The 21208-nt window shown below is 63.5% G+C and carries 17 protein-coding genes and 1 pseudogene; 5 read left to right on the top strand and 13 right to left on the bottom strand.

From position 1 onward, the window contains the following. Positions 1-354 precede the first annotated feature (354 nt). The 3 genes from L867_RS26550 (at position 355) to L867_RS25690 (ending at position 3806) form a co-directional block, all read left to right on the top strand. Entirely contained in the window at positions 355-1080 is a 726-nt protein-coding gene (locus L867_RS26550; RefSeq protein ID WP_146086548.1) for a type 1 glutamine amidotransferase, read from the top strand. 104 nt (positions 1081-1184) lie between these two features. Next, positions 1185-2360: a PAS domain-containing protein gene (locus L867_RS26545; protein ID WP_051439081.1), complete on the top strand. Its 1176-nt coding sequence runs from the start codon at positions 1185-1187 to the stop codon at positions 2358-2360. 3 nt (positions 2361-2363) lie between these two features. Next, complete coding sequence (locus L867_RS25690; RefSeq protein ID WP_051439080.1) at positions 2364-3806, top strand: sigma 54-interacting transcriptional regulator; 1443 nt, start codon at positions 2364-2366, stop codon at positions 3804-3806. Positions 3807-3842: 36 nt separating this feature from the next. Here the strand turns inward: L867_RS25690 and L867_RS0118340 are convergent, their stop codons facing one another. The 10 genes from L867_RS0118340 to L867_RS0118295 form a co-directional block, all read right to left on the bottom strand. Beyond that, complete coding sequence (locus tag L867_RS0118340) at positions 3843-4625, bottom strand: ABC transporter permease (RefSeq protein WP_028738227.1); 783 nt, start codon at positions 4623-4625, stop codon at positions 3843-3845. Positions 4626-4636: 11 nt separating this feature from the next. Beyond that, on the bottom strand, positions 4637-5506 hold the full coding sequence (locus L867_RS0118335; RefSeq protein ID WP_037173803.1) for an ABC transporter permease: 870 nt from the start codon (positions 5504-5506) through the stop codon (positions 4637-4639). Continuing rightward, positions 5503-6585, bottom strand: coding sequence for an ABC transporter ATP-binding protein (locus L867_RS0118330; RefSeq protein WP_232363967.1), 1083 nt, complete (start codon positions 6583-6585; stop codon positions 5503-5505). The genes L867_RS0118335 and L867_RS0118330 overlap by 4 nt, the downstream gene beginning before the upstream one ends. A 122-nt stretch (positions 6586-6707) precedes the next feature. Continuing rightward, complete coding sequence (locus L867_RS0118325) at positions 6708-7772, bottom strand: ABC transporter substrate-binding protein (RefSeq protein ID WP_051439079.1); 1065 nt, start codon at positions 7770-7772, stop codon at positions 6708-6710. 352 nt (positions 7773-8124) lie between these two features. Then, complete coding sequence (gene folD / locus L867_RS0118320; protein WP_028738223.1) at positions 8125-9024, bottom strand: bifunctional methylenetetrahydrofolate dehydrogenase/methenyltetrahydrofolate cyclohydrolase FolD; 900 nt, start codon at positions 9022-9024, stop codon at positions 8125-8127. Between the two features lie 6 nt (positions 9025-9030). Then, complete coding sequence (gene purU, locus L867_RS0118315) at positions 9031-9915, bottom strand: formyltetrahydrofolate deformylase (protein WP_028738222.1); 885 nt, start codon at positions 9913-9915, stop codon at positions 9031-9033. A gap of 109 nt (positions 9916-10024) precedes the next feature. Further along, complete coding sequence (gene glnT, locus L867_RS0118310; protein WP_028738221.1) at positions 10025-11332, bottom strand: type III glutamate--ammonia ligase; 1308 nt, start codon at positions 11330-11332, stop codon at positions 10025-10027. A gap of 81 nt (positions 11333-11413) precedes the next feature. Further along, entirely contained in the window at positions 11414-12742 is a 1329-nt protein-coding gene (locus L867_RS0118305; RefSeq protein WP_028738220.1) for an FMN-binding glutamate synthase family protein, read from the bottom strand. Between the two features lie 16 nt (positions 12743-12758). Beyond that, positions 12759-13445, bottom strand: coding sequence for a GltB/FmdC/FwdC-like GXGXG domain-containing protein (locus tag L867_RS0118300; protein ID WP_028738219.1), 687 nt, complete (start codon positions 13443-13445; stop codon positions 12759-12761). Between the two features lie 34 nt (positions 13446-13479). Next, entirely contained in the window at positions 13480-14385 is a 906-nt protein-coding gene (locus L867_RS0118295) for a class II glutamine amidotransferase (protein WP_028738218.1), read from the bottom strand. Between the two features lie 417 nt (positions 14386-14802). On the opposite strand from L867_RS0118295, the gene L867_RS25685 reads away from it, so the two are divergent. After that, positions 14803-15495 carry a tetratricopeptide repeat protein gene (locus L867_RS25685; protein WP_169734097.1) on the top strand — a complete coding sequence of 231 codons (693 nt, stop codon included), beginning with the start codon at positions 14803-14805 and terminating at the stop codon, positions 15493-15495. A 64-nt stretch (positions 15496-15559) separates the two neighbouring features. Here the strand turns inward: L867_RS25685 and L867_RS0118285 are convergent, their stop codons facing one another. Continuing rightward, positions 15560-18379, bottom strand: coding sequence for a DNA translocase FtsK (locus L867_RS0118285; protein WP_084638621.1), 2820 nt, complete (start codon positions 18377-18379; stop codon positions 15560-15562). Between the two features lie 213 nt (positions 18380-18592). Between L867_RS0118285 and L867_RS27510 the strand changes: the two are divergent. Further along, positions 18593-18763: pseudogene (locus L867_RS27510) on the top strand (integrase core domain-containing protein); the annotation flags it as partial. Positions 18764-18865: 102 nt separating this feature from the next. Here L867_RS27510 and L867_RS0118275 read toward each other — a convergent pair. Then, positions 18866-20374, bottom strand: coding sequence for a UxaA family hydrolase (locus tag L867_RS0118275; protein ID WP_028738216.1), 1509 nt, complete (start codon positions 20372-20374; stop codon positions 18866-18868). Further along, positions 20371-21150: an L-fucose dehydrogenase gene (locus L867_RS0118270; protein WP_028738215.1), complete on the bottom strand. Its 780-nt coding sequence runs from the start codon at positions 21148-21150 to the stop codon at positions 20371-20373. Before L867_RS0118270 ends, L867_RS0118275 begins: the two co-directional genes overlap by 4 nt. Between the last annotated feature and the right edge of the window lie 58 nt (positions 21151-21208).

The raw sequence follows: 21208 nt of genomic DNA, 5'->3' as shown, positions 1-21208 counted from the left end.
ACGCTCGGAGCGTCGTGATGCGTTTTTGCCGGAGAATTTTCCTGCAAACCCGCAGCATTACCCCTCCGGCCCTCGCACATGCGATATGGCCGTGTCGAAGTCCGCCATTGTCGCGGTAACACAGTCATCTCCTGGTGCCGGGGCGAGGCCGCCGGGCGTCGCCAGCAGAAGACCAAGCCTGCTGATGCAGAAATGACGAATGCCTATGCACTGGCGCATCAGTTCACGAGAAAGAAAAAGCCAAGCAATTGAAAATATTAATCTATTCTTATGGCACGGATCTTGCTGAATCCGTATTGCGTCGCCGGCCTTGCGGTCCGGTCCATGGTTGCCATTCAGTCGACGGAATTCATCATGCCCAGGAAGACACTTGCCTATATCTCGCAGTTCGCCGAACCCGGCAGCTACAGCAAATCCACCTGGCGAAGGATTCACGGCGGCGATGACGAGACCGTCGCCATCGAGGCACTGCTCGACCAGATCGGCATGTTGGAAAAGATCGACTACCTCGGCATCAAGGCGCATGAGGGCGAGCCGCTGCCGGATCTCGATGCGATTGATGGTGTGATCCTCGGCGGCAGCTTTGCCTCCGTCTCCGACAATTTTCGCTGGCAGCTGGAGATTGCCGACTGGCTGGCGCGCTGGCGCGCCACCGGCAAGCCTTTGATGGGCATTTGCGGCGGCCACCAGCTGATGTCGACGGTACTCGGTGGGCAGGTGGAGAAGAACCCCGCCGGCCCCGAAGTCGGCAGCCTGCCGCTGGCCTTTACCAAGGAAGGTCGCGACCACTACCTGCTGGACGGCTTCGACGAGACGTCCCCCTTCTTCTTCGGCAATTTCGACCGTGTGATCGAAATTCCGCAAGGCACGACGGTGCTCGCGACCCGCCCGACGCTTCCGGCCGCCGCCCTCGATCACGGTGGCAACTGGGTTTCGGTGCAGTTTCATCCGGAAACCACCTGCGACCGCATGGCGACCTGCTGGAGCGAGATCGATCCGGCCCAGGCCGCCCGCTACAGTTTCATTCCCGGTTGCGAACGCATGATCGGCAATTTCATTGTGGGAACGGGTCTCCTTTGAGTGAAGAAGGGGTTCCGGTTCGCGCCGGATTGCCCGAGAGTGTTTTCAAGGCAGCCGGCCAAGCGATGACGGTCCGGCTCTGAAGTTAGAGAGGTCGCAGAACCATGGCGATGATGGAGGGAACGCTGCCGGACCAGGCCCATGCGGAAGCAGGCCTGTCGCTCGAAGCCGATCTCTTGGTCGATGTGATTTCGCATGAAGGACGGGTGCTCTGGTTCAACGAGGCCCAGGCCGAGCTGCTCGGAACCTATGACCGCGAAATTGCCGGCTATGACGCCGCCGCGTTCTACACCCCTGAGTCCTTCGTCCAGATCCAGCAGATCCTGCGCAACCGCAGCCGTTCGGAGCACGGTTCCACCATGGAGCTGACGCTGCTGGCACGCGGCGGCCGGCCGATCCGCACGCTGGCGCGGACGCGTTTCGTTCGTATCAACGGCGAAATCGCGTTGAGGCTCGCCAAGATGGACTACGGCCCGGTCGGTAACCGCTATCGGCAGATGGAGGATGATTTCCGCACCCTGCAGTCGATGGTGGAGACCTCGAACGAGGCGCATTGGGGGATCGTCTTTCTCGAACCGGTCGACACCACCCTGCCGAAGAGCGAGGTCATCCGGCAGGTGTTCGAAAACCAGTCGGTCTGGCGCATGTGCAATCCGGCCATGTCGCGGATCTACCAGCTGCCTGAATCCGTCGACTTCAACGAACAGGACGTGCGCCTCTACTGGCCGCGCAGCGCCGCCAACGAAAAGTTCGTCGACGAGATCATCAAGTCCAACTACGCCATCAACGATGCGCTGAGCGTCGACCGCCGCCATGACGGCACGCTGCAATACATCCTCAACGAGGTCCGGGCCGATATCGTCGACGGCTTCCTGCTCCGCCTCTGGGGCAATTGCCGCGACATCACCGAACAGCGCAATGCCGATGACGAAAAGGCCAATGCGCTGAAGCTCGCGATCCGCGCGCTCGACGGCATGCCCGACCCGGTGATCGTGCTCGACGCGGAAGGCAAGGTGATCAACCGCAACAAGGCCTTTGCCGCCGCCTTTTCCGGCAGCCGGACCGTCGAGAGCCAGCTCCTGGCCTATGTCCGCACCCGAAAGCGGGCCTCCGGCTGGTCGCTCTTCACCAATCCCGGCGGTCCCGGGCCTTCCGTCCTGCTCGACGTTCACATCCGCCAGATCCGCGGCATGGACGACAAGGCCTGGACGGTTATAACTGTTCGAGAGCGGGAAGCGCACGCGCCCAAGAGGGCGTCCCGACAGCCAAAGCGGCCGTAAGAGATGATGACACCGGGCGACATACCGCAGTTCTATCTAGGCGTCCGGGGGGCGGAGGCGCTGAGCCGCGAGGCCTGGGAGCAGAACTTCCGAAGCGCGCAGTTCCGGGCCTTTGCCAATCTGCTGCCCGACGGACTGATGATCGTCGATCCCGACGATGTCGTCGTCTTTCTCAACACTGCGGCCGAGCGCTCCGCCCGGCTCGCGTCGCCCTTCGAAAGCCAGGCGCTGTCGACCTTCCTGCGCTTTTCCGACTTCGACATGGATGACTTCCTCGCTTCCGCCGAGCGGGGCCATGCGCAGGGCCTGGTCCGGGCGAAGATCTCCGGCAAGGTCTACCAGGCCAGCCGCCGCGTGCTGGTGGTGGCCGGCTCGGCCAGCGGCTTCACCGTTTATTTCCTGCGCGATCCGGAAAACCAGGACCGGGCCAAACGGGGCGTGGCCGGCCGTTCCATTTCGGCTGGCGACCAGAAGGAAAGTGCGCGCCTGCTCTTCCCCGATGGCCTGAAGACCCAGATCGATCAGGCCGTCCGGGCCTATGCGCGCAATTTTCGCATCCTGCTGCTCGGCGAATCCGGCGTCGGCAAGACAGCCATCGCACGGCATATCCACCTGACCGGCGGAGAACGCGGACGACCCTTCGTCCACGTCAATTGCGGATCGATCCCCGAGACACTGTTCGAGTCCGAAATGTTCGGTTACGAGCGCGGCGCGTTCACCGGCGCGCTCCAGGCCGGCAAGCGCGGCTATATCGAAAGTGCCGCCGGCGGCACGCTGTTTCTCGACGAGATCGGCGAGATCCCGCTGTCCTCGCAGCCGAAGCTGCTGAAATTCCTCGAAGATGGCACCATCCAGCCGGTCGGCTCGTCGGTTTCGAAGAAGATCGAGACCCGGGTGATCACCGCCACCAACCGCGACCTGACCGAAATGACGCGACAGGGCGGCTTCCGCAGGGACCTGCTCTATCGCCTTTCGACCTTCCCGGTGGAGATCCCGCTTCTGCGCAATCGCCCGGACAAGGCGGAAATCCTAGACATGATGCTCGAGCGGGCAAGCCAGGAGCGGGGTGCGCCGCTCAAGCTGTCGGCAGCCTGCCGGGCCATCCTGATGCGCCATCCCTTCCCCGGCAATCTGCGCGAAATGAAGAGCGTGGTCGACTATGTCGATATCGTCGCGGCCGATGTCGCGATGCCCGAGCATCTGCCGCCATCGTTCTCGCGCGTCCAGAATACCATCACCGAGCAGCCCCAGACAGCCGCCACGCCGGAAAGCACGATGCCCGAGATCGAGCTGGGTGGGCGGACGCTGAAGGACATGGCCCGCGCCTTCGAGGAGCGGATCATCAACGAAGCCCTCGACCGGTTGGGATCGAAGCGGGCGGCGGCCAAGGAGCTTGGCGTCGATATCGCCACCATCGTGCGCAAGACAAACCGCGCCAGCGATTGAAGAAGCCCGGCGCGGACGCCGGGCCCCTGATCCTTCCTACTGTTTTTGCCGCAGCATGCTGACCGAACTCAGGATCAACGCCAGCGATGCGACGACGATCAGTGCGCCGATCGCATTGATCTCGGGCGTAATGCCGCGCCTGAGCGTCGAGTAGATGTACATCGGCAGCGTCACGTCGCGCCCGGTCAGGAAGTAGGTGACCGGGATTTCGTCGAAGGACAGCGTGAAGCACAGCAGGGCCGAGCCGATGATTGCAGAGCGGATGTTCGGCAGGGTCACATAGAAGAAGGTCTCGATGCCGGTCGCACCGAGATCGGAGCTTGCCTCTGAGAGGTTGCGGTTGACCTTTTCCAGCCGCGCCAGGACCTGCCCGACGACGATGCCGACCAGTGCAGTGGCGTGGCCGATCACCACCGCGCCGAGGCTCTGCGGAAGACCGATCTGCTTGTAGAAGTTCAGCATGGCGATACCGGTGACGATACCCGGCAGTGATAGCGGAAGCAGGATCGTGTTCTTGAACAGCTGCTTGCCGACGAAGGGATAACGGTCGAGCGCGAGCGCTGCCGGTACTCCGATCACGATGGTGAGCGCCGTTGCCGAAACGGCGACGATCAGGCTGTTCTTCAGGGCCTTGAGAAGGTCCTGATTGGCAAAAACCTTCTGATACCAGCCCCAGGTGAAACCGGAGAGCGGGAAGGAGGTGACCGGGCTGTCGTTGAAGGAGAACAGGATCAGGATCGCGACGGGGACATAGAGGAAGAGCAGGGTTCCGACCGCGACGCCGACCAGGCTCTTCTGCCACCAGATGAGTTTGTGCATGATGTTCTCCCTCAGCCCATGGAAACGCGGCCGGCGCGATCGAGCCTGCTGGAAATCTGCAGCACGACGAGCACCAGGGTGAAAATGATCACGGCAAGCGCCGAGCCGAGCGGCCAGTTGAGGGCCGCGCCGAACTGGCTCTGCAGCACGGTTGCGACCATGGTGCCGCTCGGTCCGCCGACGAGAACCGGGGCGACGAAATCGCCGAAGGACAGGCAGAATGTCATGGTCGCGCCGGCGATGACGCCGGCGGTCGACAGCGGCATGATGACCCGCACAAAGGTCTCGAACGGCCCGGCGCCCAGATCCTGGGAGGCCTCGATCAGGGCGGGCGGAATGCGTTCGAGCGCCGTGAAGATCGGCATCACCATGAAGGGGATGAAGATATAGGTGAGCGTGATCACCATGGCCGCCTGGTTGTAGAGGAAGATGTCGAGCGGTTCATTGACCAGGCCGAGCCAGAGCAGCGCCGAGTTCAGCGCCCCGTCGGTGCCGAGAATGATCTTCCAGGTGTAGGCACGCAGGAGATAGGACACCCAGAGCGGCACGACGACGCACATGTAGAGCAGCGTGCGCAGCTTCTCGGAACGGATCGTGAAGACGAGGAAATAGGCCAGCGGATAACCAAGGACGACCGAATAGAAGGTGACGAGCGCGGCGATCTTCAGCGTCCGGAGGATCACGGTCAGATATTGCGGGTCGGAAAACAGAAGGACGTAGTTGCCCCACTGGAAATCCGGGACGAACAGCGGAAACTGGCGTGTCCAGAAACTCATCATGCCCATCGCCCCATAGGGCAGGATCAGGAAGACGAAGGTCCAGAGCAGCGGCAGGGAAAAGAGCAGCCAGAAACTGGCGGCCTTGCGGGTGCTCGCTTTCATGCGCCGTCCTCCGCTCGGTAGACCAGAACGTCCAGCGGCGCGACGTGGAAATTCATGCGGTTCCCGGGCTGCGGCACATTGCCGTCGGCCGCGACCGTATTGCGGGCGATGTCGACGAAGATCGGCGCTTCGATGCCGTCGAGCCGCAACTCGATCTGGAAACGCCCGCCATGGAAGAGCTGGTTGACCACCGTGGCCGAGAGCGCCGAATTGCCGGCGGGCGTCGGACCCGCCTGCATGCGTTCCGGCCGGATGGCGATCAGGGCCTTGCCGCCGTCCTTGAGGCCCTGCCCCGGCTGCACCTCGACGCCCGACATCAGCGTGCCGTCGGGCAGCTTGACCTTGGCGAGGCCGCCTTCGCGGCCGGCGAAGGTGCAGGCGATCAGGTTCGCGGCACCGATGAAATCCGCGACATAGGGGCTTGCCGGACGGTCGTAGAGTTCCGACGGCGAACCGATCTGGGCGATGCGGCCGCCCTGCATCACGGCGATGCGGTCGGAGAGCACCAGCGCTTCCTCCTGGTCGTGGGTGACCATCAGGAAGGTGATGCCGAGCTTCTGGTGGAGATGTTTCAGCTCGACCTGCATGGCTTCGCGCAGCTTCACGTCCAGCGCAGACAGCGGTTCGTCGAGCAGAAGGACTTTCGGCTGGCGCACCAGGGCCCGGGCCATCGCGACGCGCTGGCGCTGGCCGCCGGAAAGCTGCTGCGGCATACGTTCCGCCTTGTCGGAAAGGCCGACCAGGGCCAGTGCTTCGCCGACGCGCCGGACGCGCTCGTCCTTGGGCTTGCGATTGGCGCGCACGGTCAGGCCGTAACCGACGTTTTCTGCGACCGTCATATGGGGAAACAGGGCGTAGTCCTGAAACACCGTATTGATGTCCCGACGATAAGGCGGCTCCTGGGTGACGTCGGATCCGGCCAGCGTGATCCGGCCCTTGTCAGCGGTCTCGAAGCCGCCGATCAGCCTGAGCGTCGTCGTCTTGCCGCAGCCCGAGGGGCCGAGCAGGGTGACGAATTCGCCGGTCCCGATTTCGAGGTTGATATTGTGGAGAGCGGTGAAGGTCCCATAGGATTTCATCACGTTTTCCAAGGTTACGATCGGTTGCAGCGCCATAGGCAAGTCCTTGGTCGGGTCGAAAATGAACAGCGGAAATCACCGCCGGCATGGCCGGCGGTGATCGGGGTCGCTCTGATCGGTCCTCAGGGAGCCGCTTTCACGGCGTTCCAGACTTCGAGATACTTGTCGAGGCGCGTCGGCATCTGCCACATCACCAGGCTCTTGACGAACTCGATGTTGTTGACCTTCTTGGCTTCCGCGTCGGCGCCGGTCAGGCAGCCGGAAACGGCCTTCGGGTTGACCGGAAAGTAGCCGGTCGAGCCGACGATGCCGCACTGGCCCTCAGCCGAAAGCATGAAGGAGAAGAACTTGTAGGCGCAATCGCTGTTCGGGCTATCCTTCACCAGCTGCATGGAGTCCATCCAGCCCTCGGCCTTTTCCTTCGGGGTGAATTCGACGACTTCGAAGCCCTTCTTCAGCGCGTTGACATCCTTGCTCTGCAGGCCCGTCCAGGTATTGGAGACCCAGACTTCCTGGTTGGCGTAGAGTTCCGTCAGTTCGCCGGCGGTGGCCCAGTACTTGCGGACCAACGGCTTCTGCGCGATCAGCTTCTGCTTGACGGCTTCGAGCTGCTCGTCGCTCAGATCGTAGACGTTTTCAAAGCCGAGAAGACGCGCCGTCCAGTAGAGCGACGACTTGTCATCCCACATGGCGACCTTGCCCTTGTACTTCTCGTCGAACAGAACGCCGATCGAATCCGGCTTCGGATCGATCTTGTCGGCACGGTACATCAGCGAGATCGAACCCCATACGAGCGGAACGGACCAGACCGCGCCCTCGGCGGTCACGTCGTTGGCGCCGGAGAACTCGGGATAGACATCGGCCCAGCCTTCGATCTTCGAGGTGTCGATCGGCTCGACGAAGCCTGCCTGACGCATCAGGCCAATGGTGTCGATGGACGGGACGATGATGTCGTAGACGCCGCCGCCGGCAGCGAGCTTGGGGGCGAAGTCGTCGTTCGAGCCGACATAGGTCGAAGTGGTCTTGCAGCCCGAGGCCTCTTCGAATTTCGGAATGAAGGACTGATCGGCATAGCCCTCCCAGGTCAGAATGTTCAGTTCGGCAGCACTGGCAAAGGACGGTGCCGCGACGACTGCCGCCGACACCAGGGAAAGCCAGGCGCGGCCCCGTCCGTGAGATTTCGTCATTGTGTTCCCTTTCTGGTTTTAGCGGTTTCCGCTGTCCGTTCGACCGCTTCTAGCGACGGTTCTGACGGCACCGACCCGTTTGATCGGCTTGCAATAGCGAAGCAATCATCATGCCATCCGGAGATGAGGTCAATTATCGATTGGTTTACAATAAGATAGATTGAGTTCGGCAACGGCGGGCGCTCAGGCGATGCAGAATCGCAGCAAAAGAACGGAAAATGTCATCGCTCTTCGCCCGTCCCCAGGGTGCAGATACGCCACAAGCAGCCCTGCAACACCTCGCGGCGCCCCCGGCCGATCCGTTGCGGTCGGTTCGGTGCTATCGATCCGACGGCTTGTCCCGCCCGTTTGATCAGAAAGGCGGAGACCGAAGGCCTGCTTGCCGATGTGCCGCAATCGCGGTGTTGGCCATCAGCATGGCGATCGTCATCGGGCCGACGCCACCCGGAACCGGGGTGATGACGGCAGCGACCCTTGAACACTCCTCGAAGGCCACATCCCCCACGAGCCGCGTGCGCCCTTCTCCCCGTTCAGGCGCGGCGATGCGATTGATGCCGACGTCGATGACCGTGGCTCCCGGCTTGACCCAATCCGCCTTGACGATTTCGGGGCGTCCCACCGCGGCGACCAGAATATCGGCATTGCGGCAGATCGCCGGCAGGTCGCGGCTGCGCGAATGAGCGACGGTAACCGTCGCATGGGCTGAAAGAAGAAGCTGCGCCATCGGCTTGCCGAACAGGTTCGAGCGGCCGACCACCACCGCGTTCAGACCCGACAGGTCCCTGCCGTGCGCTTCGCGCACGAACACCATTGCCCCGGCGGGCGTACAGGACACCAGCCCCGTCTGCAGATCGCCGGTGGCGAGCTTTCCGGCATTGACCACATGCAATCCGTCGACATCTTTCTCCGGCCGGATAGACTGGATGATGGCGTCGCTGTCGAAATGTTTCGGCAAGGGCAGCTGCACGAGAATGCCGTGGACGGCTGAATCCTCGTTCAGCGTGGTGACAAGTGCCGCAAGCTGCTCCTGGGTCGTGTCGGCGGGCAGAGTGTGCTGCACCGAGGCGAACCCGCATTCCCTGGCCATCCGGCTCTTGGCCCCGACATAGGCATGGCTGGCCGGGTCGTCGCCGACGATGATGACGGCAAGGCCGGCCTTCACGCCGGCCAAACGTTCAAGCGAGGCCGCTGCGGACTTCACCGCTTCGATGACCGAAGCCGCAACCTGCCTGCCATCCACGATCCTGGTCATCGTCGCTTATCCCATGCGTTCCGAAGCGTAGGAGCCGGGGCTTGCCGGGAAGACGACCGTGCGGTTGCCGTTGAGGAAGACGCGGCGGTGGATATGCGCATGGATCGCCCGCGCCAGGACCTGGCTTTCGACGTCACGGCCGATCGAAACATAGTCCTCGGCGCTCTGCGCATGGGTGACGCGCGCAATGTCCTGTTCGATGATCGGACCTTCGTCGAGATCGGCGGTAACATAGTGGGCCGTCGCGCCGATCAGTTTCACGCCGCGCTGGTAGGCCTGCTTGTAGGGATTGGCGCCCTTGAAGCTCGGCAGGAACGAATGGTGGATGTTGATGATCCTGCCCGACATCCTGCTGCACATCACGTCGGACAGAACCTGCATGTAGCGGGCAAGAACGATCAGTTCGGTGCCCGTCTGCTCCACGACGTCCATGATGCGGGCCTCAGCCCGTGCCTTGTTCTCCTTGGTCACCGGAATATGGTGGAAGGGAATGTCGTGGTTGACGACCACCTTCTGGTAGTCGAAGTGGTTCGAAACCACGCCGACGATCTCGATCGGCAGGGCGCCGATCTTCCAGCGGTAGAGCAGGTCGTTGAGGCAGTGACCGAAGCGCGAGACCATCAGCAACACCTTCATGCGCTCGCTGCCGTCGTGGATTTCGGTCGTCATCTCGAAGGTGTCGACAATCGGCTTCAGGCCTTCTTCCAGCGCGGCTAGACCGATTCCTTCCTCGGAGAGGAAGCTGATGCGCATGAAGAACCTGCCGGTATCGAGGTCGTCGAACTGGGAACTGTCGACAATGTTGCAACCTTGTTCCGCCAGATAGCCGGACAGCGCGGCGACGATGCCGCGTGTCGACTTGCAGCTCACGGTGAGCACGAAATTCTTCACGACAGATCCTCCTTGAGAGTATGGGGGCATTCAGGAACACACGCTCGCGGCGGCAAGACGCTTGCGCGCCCTGCCGCCCGTTCGAACGGTCAAAAAAAGAAACAGCGGCTCAGATGTCGAGCGTGGTCTGGTGTTCCCAGGCGGTGAACTGGGAGCAGTAGGTGTTCCATTCGCCGTGCTTGAGCTTCAGATAGGCCGCCGAGAAATCGGTGCCGAGCGCGGCTTGCAGATCCTTGTCCTCCTCATAGGCGCGCAGCGCGTCGAGAAGGTTGAGCGGCAGCTTCGGTGCATCCTTCACCATGTGGCCATCGCGGTACATGTCGATATCGTGATGCGGCCCCGGATCGGCGTCGCTCTTCAACCCGCTCAGCCCCGCCGCGATGATGATCGCCTGCAGCAGGTAGGGGTTGACCGCGCCGTCGGGCAGGCGAAGCTCGAAACGGCCGGGCCCCGGCACGCGGACCATGTGCGTGCGGTTGTTGCCGGTCCAGGTGACCGTGTTCGGCGCCCAGGTGGCGCCGGAGATCGTGCGCGGCGCGTTGATGCGCTTGTAGGAATTGACCGTCGGGTTGGTGACGGCGGCCAGCGCCGAGGCATGCTTCATGATGCCGCCGAGGAAGGTCTTGCCCTTGGCCGAGAGGCCAAACGGCATGGCCTTGTCGGCAAAGGCATTGGTCTTGCCGTCGATGTCCCAGACCGAGATATGCGCATGGCAGCCATTGCCGGTCAGCCCCTTGAAGGGCTTCGGCATGAAGGTGGCGCGAAGTCCGTGCTTCTCGGCGACCGACTTCACCATGAACTTGAAGAAGGAATGCTTGTCCGCGGTCTTCAGCGCATCGTCATACTCCCAGTTCATCTCGAACTGGCCGTTCGCGTCCTCGTGGTCATTCTGGTAGGGCTTCCAGCCGAGTTCCAGCATGTAGTCGCAGATCTCGGCGATCACGTCATAGCGGCGCATCAGCGCCTGCTGGTCGTAGCAGGGCTTTTCGGCATTATCGAACTCGTCGGAAATCTTCTCGCCATCGGCGGAGATCAAAAAGAACTCCGGCTCGACGCCGGTCTTCACCCGAAGTCCCATCTCTGCGGCTTCCGCGACGAGCTTCTTCAGCACCACGCGCGGCGCCTGTTCGACCGGCTTGTCCTCCATGACGCAGTCGGCCGCAACCCAGGCGACGTCCTTCTTCCACGGAAGCTGGATCACGGACGACGGATCCGGCACGGCGAACAGGTCGGGATGAGCCGGCGTCAGATCCAGCCAGGTGGCGAAACCGGCAAAGCCCGCCCCGTCCTTCTGCATGTCGGCGATCGCTTCGGCGGGCACCAGCTTGGCGCGCTGGGCACCGAACAGATCCGTATAGCTGATCATGAAATACTTGATGCCGCGCGCGGCGGCGAATTGCGATAGGTCCTGTGTCACGTCGTTCCCCTATAGTTTTTTGGATAGAGACACATGTTGAAGGAAAATGGCCGCCCCCTGGGAGCTGGGGCGGCCATGCCGTTAGAAACCTCCCTTGCCGGGATACCAGCTGGTGCCGGCGAGCGGCACCTGGGCCATGGCCGCGGCTTCCATGGTAAGCGCGCAGAGATCTTCCGGCTCCAGGTTGTGGAGCTTGTTCTTGCCGCAGGCGCGCGCGATCGTCTGGGCTTCCAGCGTCATGACCTTGAGGTAGTTGGCGAGACGGCGACCGGCGAGCACCGGATCCAGCCGCTTGGCAAGCTCCGGGTCCTGCGTCGTGATGCCGGCCGGGTCCTTGCCCTCATGCCAGTCGTCATAGGCACCGGCGGTGGAGCCGAGCTTCTGGTATTCCTCTTCCCAGTGCGGGTCATTGTCGCCGATGGCGACCAGCGCCGCCGTGCCGATCGAAACCACATCGGCACCAAGCGCCAGCGCCTTGGCGACATCGGCGCCGGAGCGGATGCCGCCGGAGACGATGAGCTGCACCTTGCGGTGCATGCCGAGGTCCTGGAGTGCCTGGACGGCGGGGCGAATGCAGGCGAGCGTCGGCATGCCGACATTCTCGATGAAAACGTCCTGGGTCGCGGCCGTCCCGCCCTGCATGCCGTCGAGCACGACGACGTCGGCGCCAGCCTTCACGGCCAGCGCCGTGTCGTAATAGGGGCGCGCACCGCCGACCTTCACATAGATCGGCTTTTCCCAGTCGGTGATTTCGCGCAGTTCGAGGATCTTGATTTCCAGGTCGTCCGGGCCGGTCCAGTCGGGATGGCGGCAGGCCGAACGCTGGTCGATGCCCTTCGGCAGATTGCGCATCTGCGCCACGCGGTCGGAGATCTTCTGGCCGAGCAACATGCCGCCGCCGCCGGGCTTGGCGCCCTGGCCGACCACGACTTCGATGGCATCGGCGCGCCGAAGGTCCTTCGGGTTCATGCCGTATCGCGACGGCAGATACTGATAGACCAGCTTCTCCGAATAGCCACGCTCTTCGTTGGTCATGCCGCCGTCGCCGGTGGTGGTGGACGTGCCGGCAAGCGTGGCGCCGCGGCCGAGCGCTTCCTTGGCATTGCCCGAAAGCGCGCCGAAGCTCATGCCGGCAATGGTGATCGGGATCTTCAGCTCGATCGGCTTCTTGGCAAAGCGCGTGCCGAGCACGACCGAGGTGTCGCACTTCTCGCGATAGCCTTCGAGCGGATAGCGCGAGATCGACGCGCCGAGGAACAGCAGGTCGTCGAAATGCGGAACCTTGCGCTTGGTGCCGCCACCGCGAATGTCATAGATGCCGGTGGCGGCAGCACGGCGGATTTCGGCGAGCGTATAGTCGTCGAAGGTGGCGGACTTGCGCGGCGGGGTATTCGGATTGTGGTAGCTCATCTTCTGGCCCCTCGCCTCAATAGGCTTCTGCATTGTCGATGTTGAAATTGTAGAGCTTGCGGGCCGAACCGTAGCGCTTGAACTCCTCGGGTCTGACGTCCGTGACACCGGCCTTTTCCAGGAGCTCGGCGAGCTTTTCGAGATGCTTGGGTTTCATCGCCTTTTCGATGCAGTCGGCGCCGAGGCTCTTCACCGTGCCGCGCACGAAGAGCTTGGCCTCGTAGAGGCTGTCGCCGAGCGCCTCGCCGGCATCGCCGAGCACGACGAGATGGCCGGACTGGCCCATGAAGGCGGACATGTGGCCGATCGATCCGTGCACGACGATGTCGATGCCCTTCATCGAGATGCCGCAGCGCGACGCCGCATTGCCCTTGATGACCAGCAGACCGCCCTGTCCGGTGGCGCCGGCATACTGGCTGGCATCCCCTTCGATCACGACGGTGCCGGACATCATGTTTTCGGCAACCCCCGGCCCGGCCGAACCGTGCACGGTGATCGTGCCGCCGTCGTTCATGCCGGCGCAGTAATAACCGACGGAGCCGCGCACCTCGACGGTGACGGGGCTGTCGATACCGACGGCGACCGCATGGCTGCCGCGCGGATTGATGACCTCGAAGGCGGTGTCGTTGGCACCGGAGCCGAGATTGTGGAGGGCGCTGTTGAGTTCCCGGAGCGGGTTTTGGGAGAGATCGAATACAGGCATGGAGTTCGGACTTTCTTCGTGAAGGACGGACGCCTCAGGCGGCCTTCTCGTGATCCCAGAAATAGACGGTGGCGGGTTCGGGCTCCCAGACCCGGGCGTTCTCGATGCCCGGCAGGTTGACCAGCGCGCGATATTCCGAGCCGAAGGCGACATACTGGTCCGTCTCGGCCATCACCGCCGGCTTGCAGGCGATCGGGTCGCGCACCACGCCGAAGCCGGACTTGGTGCCGACGACGAAGGTGAAGAAGCCGTCGAGATCGTCCAGCGCACCGGTCAGCGCCTGGCCAAGATCCTTGCCCTTGGCCATTTCGGCGGTGAGGTACGCGGCCGCGACTTCACTGTCGTTCTGCGTCTCGAAGGTCATGCCCTCGCGGATCAGTTCGCGGCGCAGGTTGTTGTGGTTGGACAGCGAACCGTTGTGGACGAGGCACTGGTCGGCGCCAGTGGAGAACGGGTGGGCGCCGAGCGTGGTGACCGCACTTTCGGTCGCCATGCGGGTGTGGCCGATGCCGTGCGTGCCGCCCATGGCGCGCACATCGAAGCGCGCGACGACGTCCTTGGGCAGACCGATCTCCTTGAAGATCTCGACGCTTTCGCCGGATCCCATCACCCGCACATTCGGGCGGACCTCCGCGAGCACGGCACGGATTTCCGCAAGCTGCGCCGCATCGATCTCGATCACCGCATGGGTGTTCTTGACCAGCACGGAGGCCGAAATGCCGGCCTTGTGGAGCGCCGTTTCGAGACCGTCAAAATCGCTCTGGGGGTCGGCCGACTGAACGGTCACCTTCGCCTTGCCAGCGGCCGGGCCGCCATAGATGGCAATGCCCGCCGAATCCGGCCCCCGGTCGGTCATGGTAATCAACATGTCCGAAAGCAGAGCCCCAAGCTGGGGCTCCAGACCCTTGTCCTTCAGGAACAAACCAACAATGCCGCACATGGCTGCCATCTCCATTTCTCGATGGAGTCATGGGTAGCAGCCAGCGCGGCGCAAATCAATCAAAAAGAATAAAATATTCCTGTAAGGCAATTATCCATGGTGAACGCTTGATCGGATCGGCAGGCATCGAAACATATCCTCTCGGGCAATTGCTGTGAGTTCTTCGGACACACCTAGCGGGGATTGCGTTTGACAAGACGCCGTGCAAGCTTCGATTTCAGCCTGACGCCGAGCAACTCCGAACACAGTTGGCCGCGATATCGTCAGCTCGGGATAGAGATATCGACCGCGCAAGAACAGGCATCGGGGAGAACCATGAGCATAACCGGCGGAAGCTTCCAGACATGTGTCGTCACACTTCTGATCGCGACCTTTTCTCTGGGCATTTACCCTGTCCGCGCGGAGGATGCTTCTTCCGTGTGCGACAGGCTGGCATCCAGCCCCCTCGACACCTCCCGCCCCGCCGGGCTCGCGGGCGTCGAACAGGCACAGATCGACGCCGCCGTGGCCATACCCGCCTGCACCGAAGCCTATGAACGCGGCGCGCCTTCGCCACGCATCGTCTTCCAACTTGCACGGGTTTTCCGCAAGGCGGGCGACGTGGCCAAAGCAAAGGCGCTCTATCTCGAGGCCTCGAAGGCGGGACACGCTGTCGCCATGGTCAATCTCGCCGCGATGATCGAGGACAGCGAACCGGAACAGGCGCTCGACTGGTACAGGAAGTCGGCCGAGCTCGGCAGCGCCCTTGGCCAGTACAATCTGGGCGTTGCCTATCAGAACGGGATGGGCGGCCCGGTCGATGCCGACAAAGCCATCGAATTCTACCGCAAGGCCCTAGACCAGGGCGACAGCTTCGCAGCTTACAATCTCGCCGTGCTCTATGATGAGGGCACACTCGTCGACCGCGATATGGTGCAGGCGATCAAGCTCTACGAGGTGGCCGTCAAGGGAGGCAATGTCGATGCAATGGTCAATCTCGCCATCACCCTGGAGAAGGGCGACGGCGTGACAGCCGACAAGGCCGCAGCGCTTGCCCTGTTCGAACAGGCCGCAGCACTCGGCGATCTCGAAGCGGTGGAGCAGGCGGCACGGCTACGGAAGGCCGACTGACCGGCCTCCACTCGACCAGTCCCCGGCGCTCCGTCCCGGATGACGCCGACGCACGGCGAAACCGTCAACCCACCTGCTCTTCGCTGTCCTTGGCCGCCGGCGGCCGCTGGCCGAGAATCTCGCGCTTGCCGACATGGTTCGGCGCGCCGACCAGCCCTTCCTGCTCCATGCGCTCGACCAGCGAGGCGGCGCGGTTGTAGCCGATCGACAGGCGTCGTTGGATGTAGGAGGTCGAGCACTTCTTGTCGCGCTGCACCACCTTCACCGCCCGCTCGTAGAGTTCGTCGGCATCGGCTTCGCCGCCCATAGCCGTGCTGTCGAAGACCGCCGCGTCATCCTCGTCCTCGGACACGCCCTCTTCGGTGTCTTCGGTGACGCTGCCGAGATAGGCCGGCTGCCCCTGCGTCTTCAGATGCGCGACGACCTTCTCCACCTCATGATCGGACACGAAAGGCCCGTGCACGCGGGAAATGCGTCCGCCGCCGACCATGTGCAGCATGTCGCCCTGGCCGAGCAGATGTTCGGCACCCTGCTCGCCGAGAATGGTGCGGCTGTCGATCTTGGAGGTCACCTGGAAGGAGATGCGGGTCGGGAAGTTGGCCTTGATCGTGCCGGTAATGACGTCGACCGAGGGGCGCTGCGTCGCCATGATCAGGTGGATACCCGCCGCGCGCGCCATCTGGGCAAGCCGCTGGATCGCCCCTTCGATCTCCTTGCCGGCGACCATCATCAGGTCGGCCATCTCATCGACGATGACGACGATATAGGGCAGTGCCGACAGATCGAGTTCCTGGTCTTCGAAGACCGGCTCACCCGTGCCCTTGTCGAAGCCGACGGGGACAGGCAACATGATCGTCTCGCCCTTGGCGCGGGCTTCCGCCATGCGGGCATTGAAGCCGTCGATATTGCGCACGCCGAGCCGCGACATCTTGCGATAGCGCTCCTCCATCTCGCGGACCGCCCATTTGAGCGCCAGCACCGCCTTTTTCGGATCGGTGACGACCGGGGTCAGGAGATGCGGAATGCCGTCATAGGCTGAAAGCTCCAGCATTTTCGGATCGACCATGATCAGCCGGCATTCCTCGGGCCGCAGATTGTAGATCAGCGACAGGATCATGGTGTTGATGGCCACCGATTTGCCCGACCCCGTCGTGCCGGCGACGAGCAGATGCGGCATCTTCGCCAGCTCCGCGATCACCGGCTCGCCGCCGATCGTCTTGCCGAGGCAGAGTGGCAGCCGGAAGTCTGTGCCGACATAGCTGTTGCTCTCGATCAGTTCGCGCAGGAAGACCGTTTCGCGCTCGGCATTGGGAAGTTCGATGCCGATCACGTTGCGGCCGGGAACGACCGCGACGCGCGCCGAAAGCGCCGACATCGAGCGGGCGATATCGTCCGACAGATTGATGACGCGCGAAGACTTGACCCCCGGCGCGGGCTCGAATTCATAGAGGGTGACGACCGGACCCGGGCGCACGTCGATGATCTCGCCCTTGACCCCGAAATCCTCGAGAATGCTCTCCAGTAGGCCCGCGCTCTGCTCGAGCGCCTCCTGGCTCATCATGCCGGCCTGGCGCGGACCGGCGGCCTGCAGGAGTTCGACGGAGGGGAAAAGATAATCCTCGGTCTGGATGAAGGAGAGCGGCCCGGGCGCGCGCCTAGCAGCCGACCGGACAAACTGGGCGTCTGTCGGGACGACGGCTTTCGACACGATGCTCTGCTCCGCCGGAGCGACATCGACGGCCGCGGTGGTCGCGACCGGGATCGAGACCGAGACGGGGGCCGGACGACGCAGCTCGACATGCCGGTAAAGGTGCACGGCCGAAGGCGTGTCCTCGGCTGGCGCGTTGACGGAGGATGCACGAGACTTCGGCGCAGGAGCGGGAGCCTTGATAGCGGCCACGCCGGAAGGCGGCGCCATCCGCACCACCGTCCCAATGACGGGCGCGACAGTCGGTGCGACCGGCACCGGTTGCGGTACTGGCGTGGTGAGCGGCGGCGTTCTTGCTGCGCGCGCAGCGGCCCGCGGCTCCGCCGCCTCCGAGGCGCCGAGGCTCATCATTTCCCAAAGCAGGTGATCGGGGATCACCGTGAAGGGCCGTACCGATGCGGCGGACGTCTGAGAATTCGTCGGTCGGACGGACACCTGAACCGGGGCAACCGCGGCCTGAGCCTGGGTCGCAGCCGCAGTCACCGCCGGCCGCATGGCCGCAACAGGATGCTCGGCAACAGGCGACGAGACGGTTGCGGTCTGGGTGAGGGCCGCCGACCGGACCGGGTTCCTGGCGATCGGTTGGGGCGCCTCGGCGCGCAGCGGCTCGCGGGCCGCACGCGGCGGCACCCTGAGCGGCGCGCCCGTGCGGGGCGGCAGGACAAACCCCGGCGCGCCGTGCCTCTCGGCGGATGCGGCAGGACGCGGATCGATAGGGTCAGCCCCTTGCGAGAGCGCCTCGGCGATCTGCCGCTGCAGATCCCCGACCGGAGAGCCGTCGACCTTGGCCGGCGGCGCAAAGACCGGATTGCTCCGCCCGATCACATAGTTGGCGGACAAGGCTGCCTGGACCCCGGCATCGAATGCAGGCGCGACCGGACCGGCCGGCGCTTTGGCACTTTCTGCGCCTGGCTGGGGTGCGGCATCGACGATCTCGCCCTTGAGAACGGACGGTCCGGGCGTGCGGCCAAAGCGCACGTTCGGCCCCAGAATAAAGGCCCTCTGCCAGACGGGAAGCTTCTCGGGATCGAGGATCACGGCATCGGAGACCGCATGGCTCGGCGGCCGATCATCAGTCGCGGCCTTGCCGGGATGCGATGCCGCATGCGCCTGATCGCTATCGGGAGCGACATTGTCGGGATTGGAAACGGGGATACGAAAGGGGGGAAATTGCATGTTACGCCAGACCATCAAACAAGCTGTCACACCAGTCCTGTTAATAGAAAGAAAACCTTAACCAGGTCTTGCCAAGGGGCTATTCAGTTCATCTTTCACCAACTGCTCCGCCCCCTGAAAAGAGAGACGACGTTGCGTCAGGTTGAGGTGCTGAATGTGCAGGGCAATTCAATGGCGGAGGCCGCCGCTCGACAGGCATGACGAAAGTTACCGCTGAGGGAATGGACCGCAATGGTCGGCGCCAAGACGGCCCCCATCATACCGGGCGCGCCTTGGGAGAGCGGCTATTGCGAGAGCTTCAACTCGAGGCGCGGAGACGGACTCCTCGACGGCGAAATCTTCGACGCGCTCAAGGAGGCGAAGAGCATCATCAAGGGCAGGCGTCCGAGCCGAAACTGATCATCTGCAACGAAACGGCTTTCGCTCTCGACGTGTCTGTCCAGCCCCATGTCATGGGCGATGACATGGGTCTGGACATGGACGGGATCACATCACCGCGCCGATCTGCCAGGGCACGAACTCCGCCCCGCCAAATCCGAGGCTTTCGGATTTGGTGATCTCGCCCGACGCCACGCGCAGGAACATCTCGAACATCTCCCGGCCCTTTTCCTCCAGCGTGACGCCTTCCAGGATGTCGCCGGTGTTCAGGTCCATATCCTCTTCCATGCGCACGAACATCTCGGAATTGGTGGCAACCTTGATGCAGGGCACCGGCTTGTAGCCCGAAACCGAACCGCGGCCGGTGGTGAAGACGATCAGATTGGCACCCGACGCCACCTGGCCGGTAACCGAGCACGGGTCGTAGCCGGGGCTGTCCATGAACACAAAGCCCTTGGTATCGATCGGCTCGGCAAACAGGTAGACGCCGGCCAGCGGCGCCGAGCCGCCCTTGGCCACGGCCCCAAGGCTCTTCTCGAGGATCGTCGTCAACCCGCCGCGCTTGTTGCCGGGGCTGGGATTGTTGTTCATCTCGCCCTTGTTGCGCGCGGTGTAATCCTCCCACCAGCGGATGCGATCCAGCAGTTTCTCACCCACCTCGCGGCTGACGGCGCGGCGGGTCAGCAGGTGTTCGGCGCCGTAGATCTCCGAGGTTTCCGACAGGATCGTCGTACCGCCATGGGCGACCAGGAGATCCGATGCGACGCCGAGCGCAGGATTGGCGGTGATGCCGGAATAGCCGTCCGAGCCGCCGCATTGCATGCCAATCACCAGCTCGGACACGGGTATCGGTTCGCGACGGCAGGTTTCGGCCACTTCGGCCAGTTCACGCAGCGCCTCGACCCCGCGTTCCACCGTCCGGCGGGTACCGCCCTGATCCTGGATGATCATGTGCTTGAACTGGCCGTCGGCGCGCAGCCGGGCCTTGCCCACAAGGGCGGGGATCTGCATCACCTCGCAGCCCAGGCCGACCAGCAGGATGCCGGCGAAATTGGGGTTCTTCGCATAGCCCTGCAGGGTGCGGAACAGGGTCTCGTAGCCCTCGTTGTCACCCGCCATGCCGCAGCCCGAACTGTGTGCGATCGGCACGATACCGTCGACATTCTTCAGCGCGCGGAACCAGTCGGTCTTTTCCGCCTCTTCCGCGATGAAGCGCGCCACCGAGCCCGAGCAGTTGACCGAGGTCAGAACGCCCAGATAGTTCCGTGTCCCGGCCCGCCCGTCGGCACGGCGATAGCCCTGGAAGGTGCGGGTTTCAGCCGGCACCGGAAGGGAGCGCAGGTCTGCGCCGAAGTCGTGATCCAGCGCGTGCAGCGACATGCCGAGGTTCTGGACATGCACGTGCTCGCCCGCGGCGATCGCGCGGCTGGCCTGGCCGATGATCTGGCCATAGCGGCGCACCGCCGTCCCTTCGGCAAGGTCGCGAAGCGCGATCTTGTGGCCGCGCGGCACGGCCGAGGTGAGCGTGACACCCGCTAGGACGGCCCCGGCCGGCAGGTCGGCGAGTGCAATCGCAACGTCGTCTTCTGAGGACAGGATGATGTGATCCGGCTTCATTGGCCCACTCCCGCGAGAGCCCGGTCGAGATGGGTATAACCGCCATCGACGAACAGCCATTGGCCCGTCAGATGCCGCGCCCGGTCGGACAGGGCAAAGACCACCATGGAGGCAATTTCCGCAGCCTCGGTCATGCGCTGACCCAGAGGAATGCGAGCCGTGATCTCGGCAAGCTTTGCGGCAGGGTCTTCGAAGGTCTCGATCCAGCGGGCGTAGAGCGGTGTCATAACCTCGGCCGGGATCACCGCGTTGACTCGCACGCCATGGGGAGCGAAGGCAGCGGCCCATTCCCGCGTCAGGCCAAGCTGCGCCGCCTTGGCCGCGACATAGGCCGAGGTGTTGCCCTGGCCGGTGACGGCGGTTTTCGAGCTGATGTTGACGATCGCCCCGGCCTGCGATTTCAGATCCTCGGCCAGGAGGTGGACCAGCGTGTAATAGTGAATGAGGTTGCGGTCGAGCGAAGCGCGGAAGGCGGCCGGTCCGGCCTCGATCCCCACGCCGTCATTGACGCCCGCATTGTTGACGAGTCCGTAGATCGCGCCAAACCGTGCACGGGCCTCGTCGACCGCAGCGAGACACTGGTCGTCGTCGGAAAGCTCGACCTGCACCCAACCGGCGTCGGGTCCGAGCCCCGCCAGCCAGTCTGCCTCGGGTGCGCGGCGGGCGAAGATCACCGGCACCGCCCCTTCGGCGGCCAGAAGTTCGGAGATCGCACCGCCGATGCCCGCGGCACCACCCGTCACAATCACCACCTTGCCCTTTAGACCCAGTTCCATCTTATTCTTCCTCGTCAAAAGAACCGGCCCCGGACATGCGGGGCCGGCAGGTTTCAGA

The organism is Paenirhizobium selenitireducens ATCC BAA-1503 (assembly GCF_000518785.1).
Classification (GTDB): Bacteria; Pseudomonadota; Alphaproteobacteria; order Rhizobiales; family Rhizobiaceae; genus Allorhizobium; species Allorhizobium selenitireducens.
This window is presented reverse-complemented; position numbering and strand designations above follow the sequence as displayed.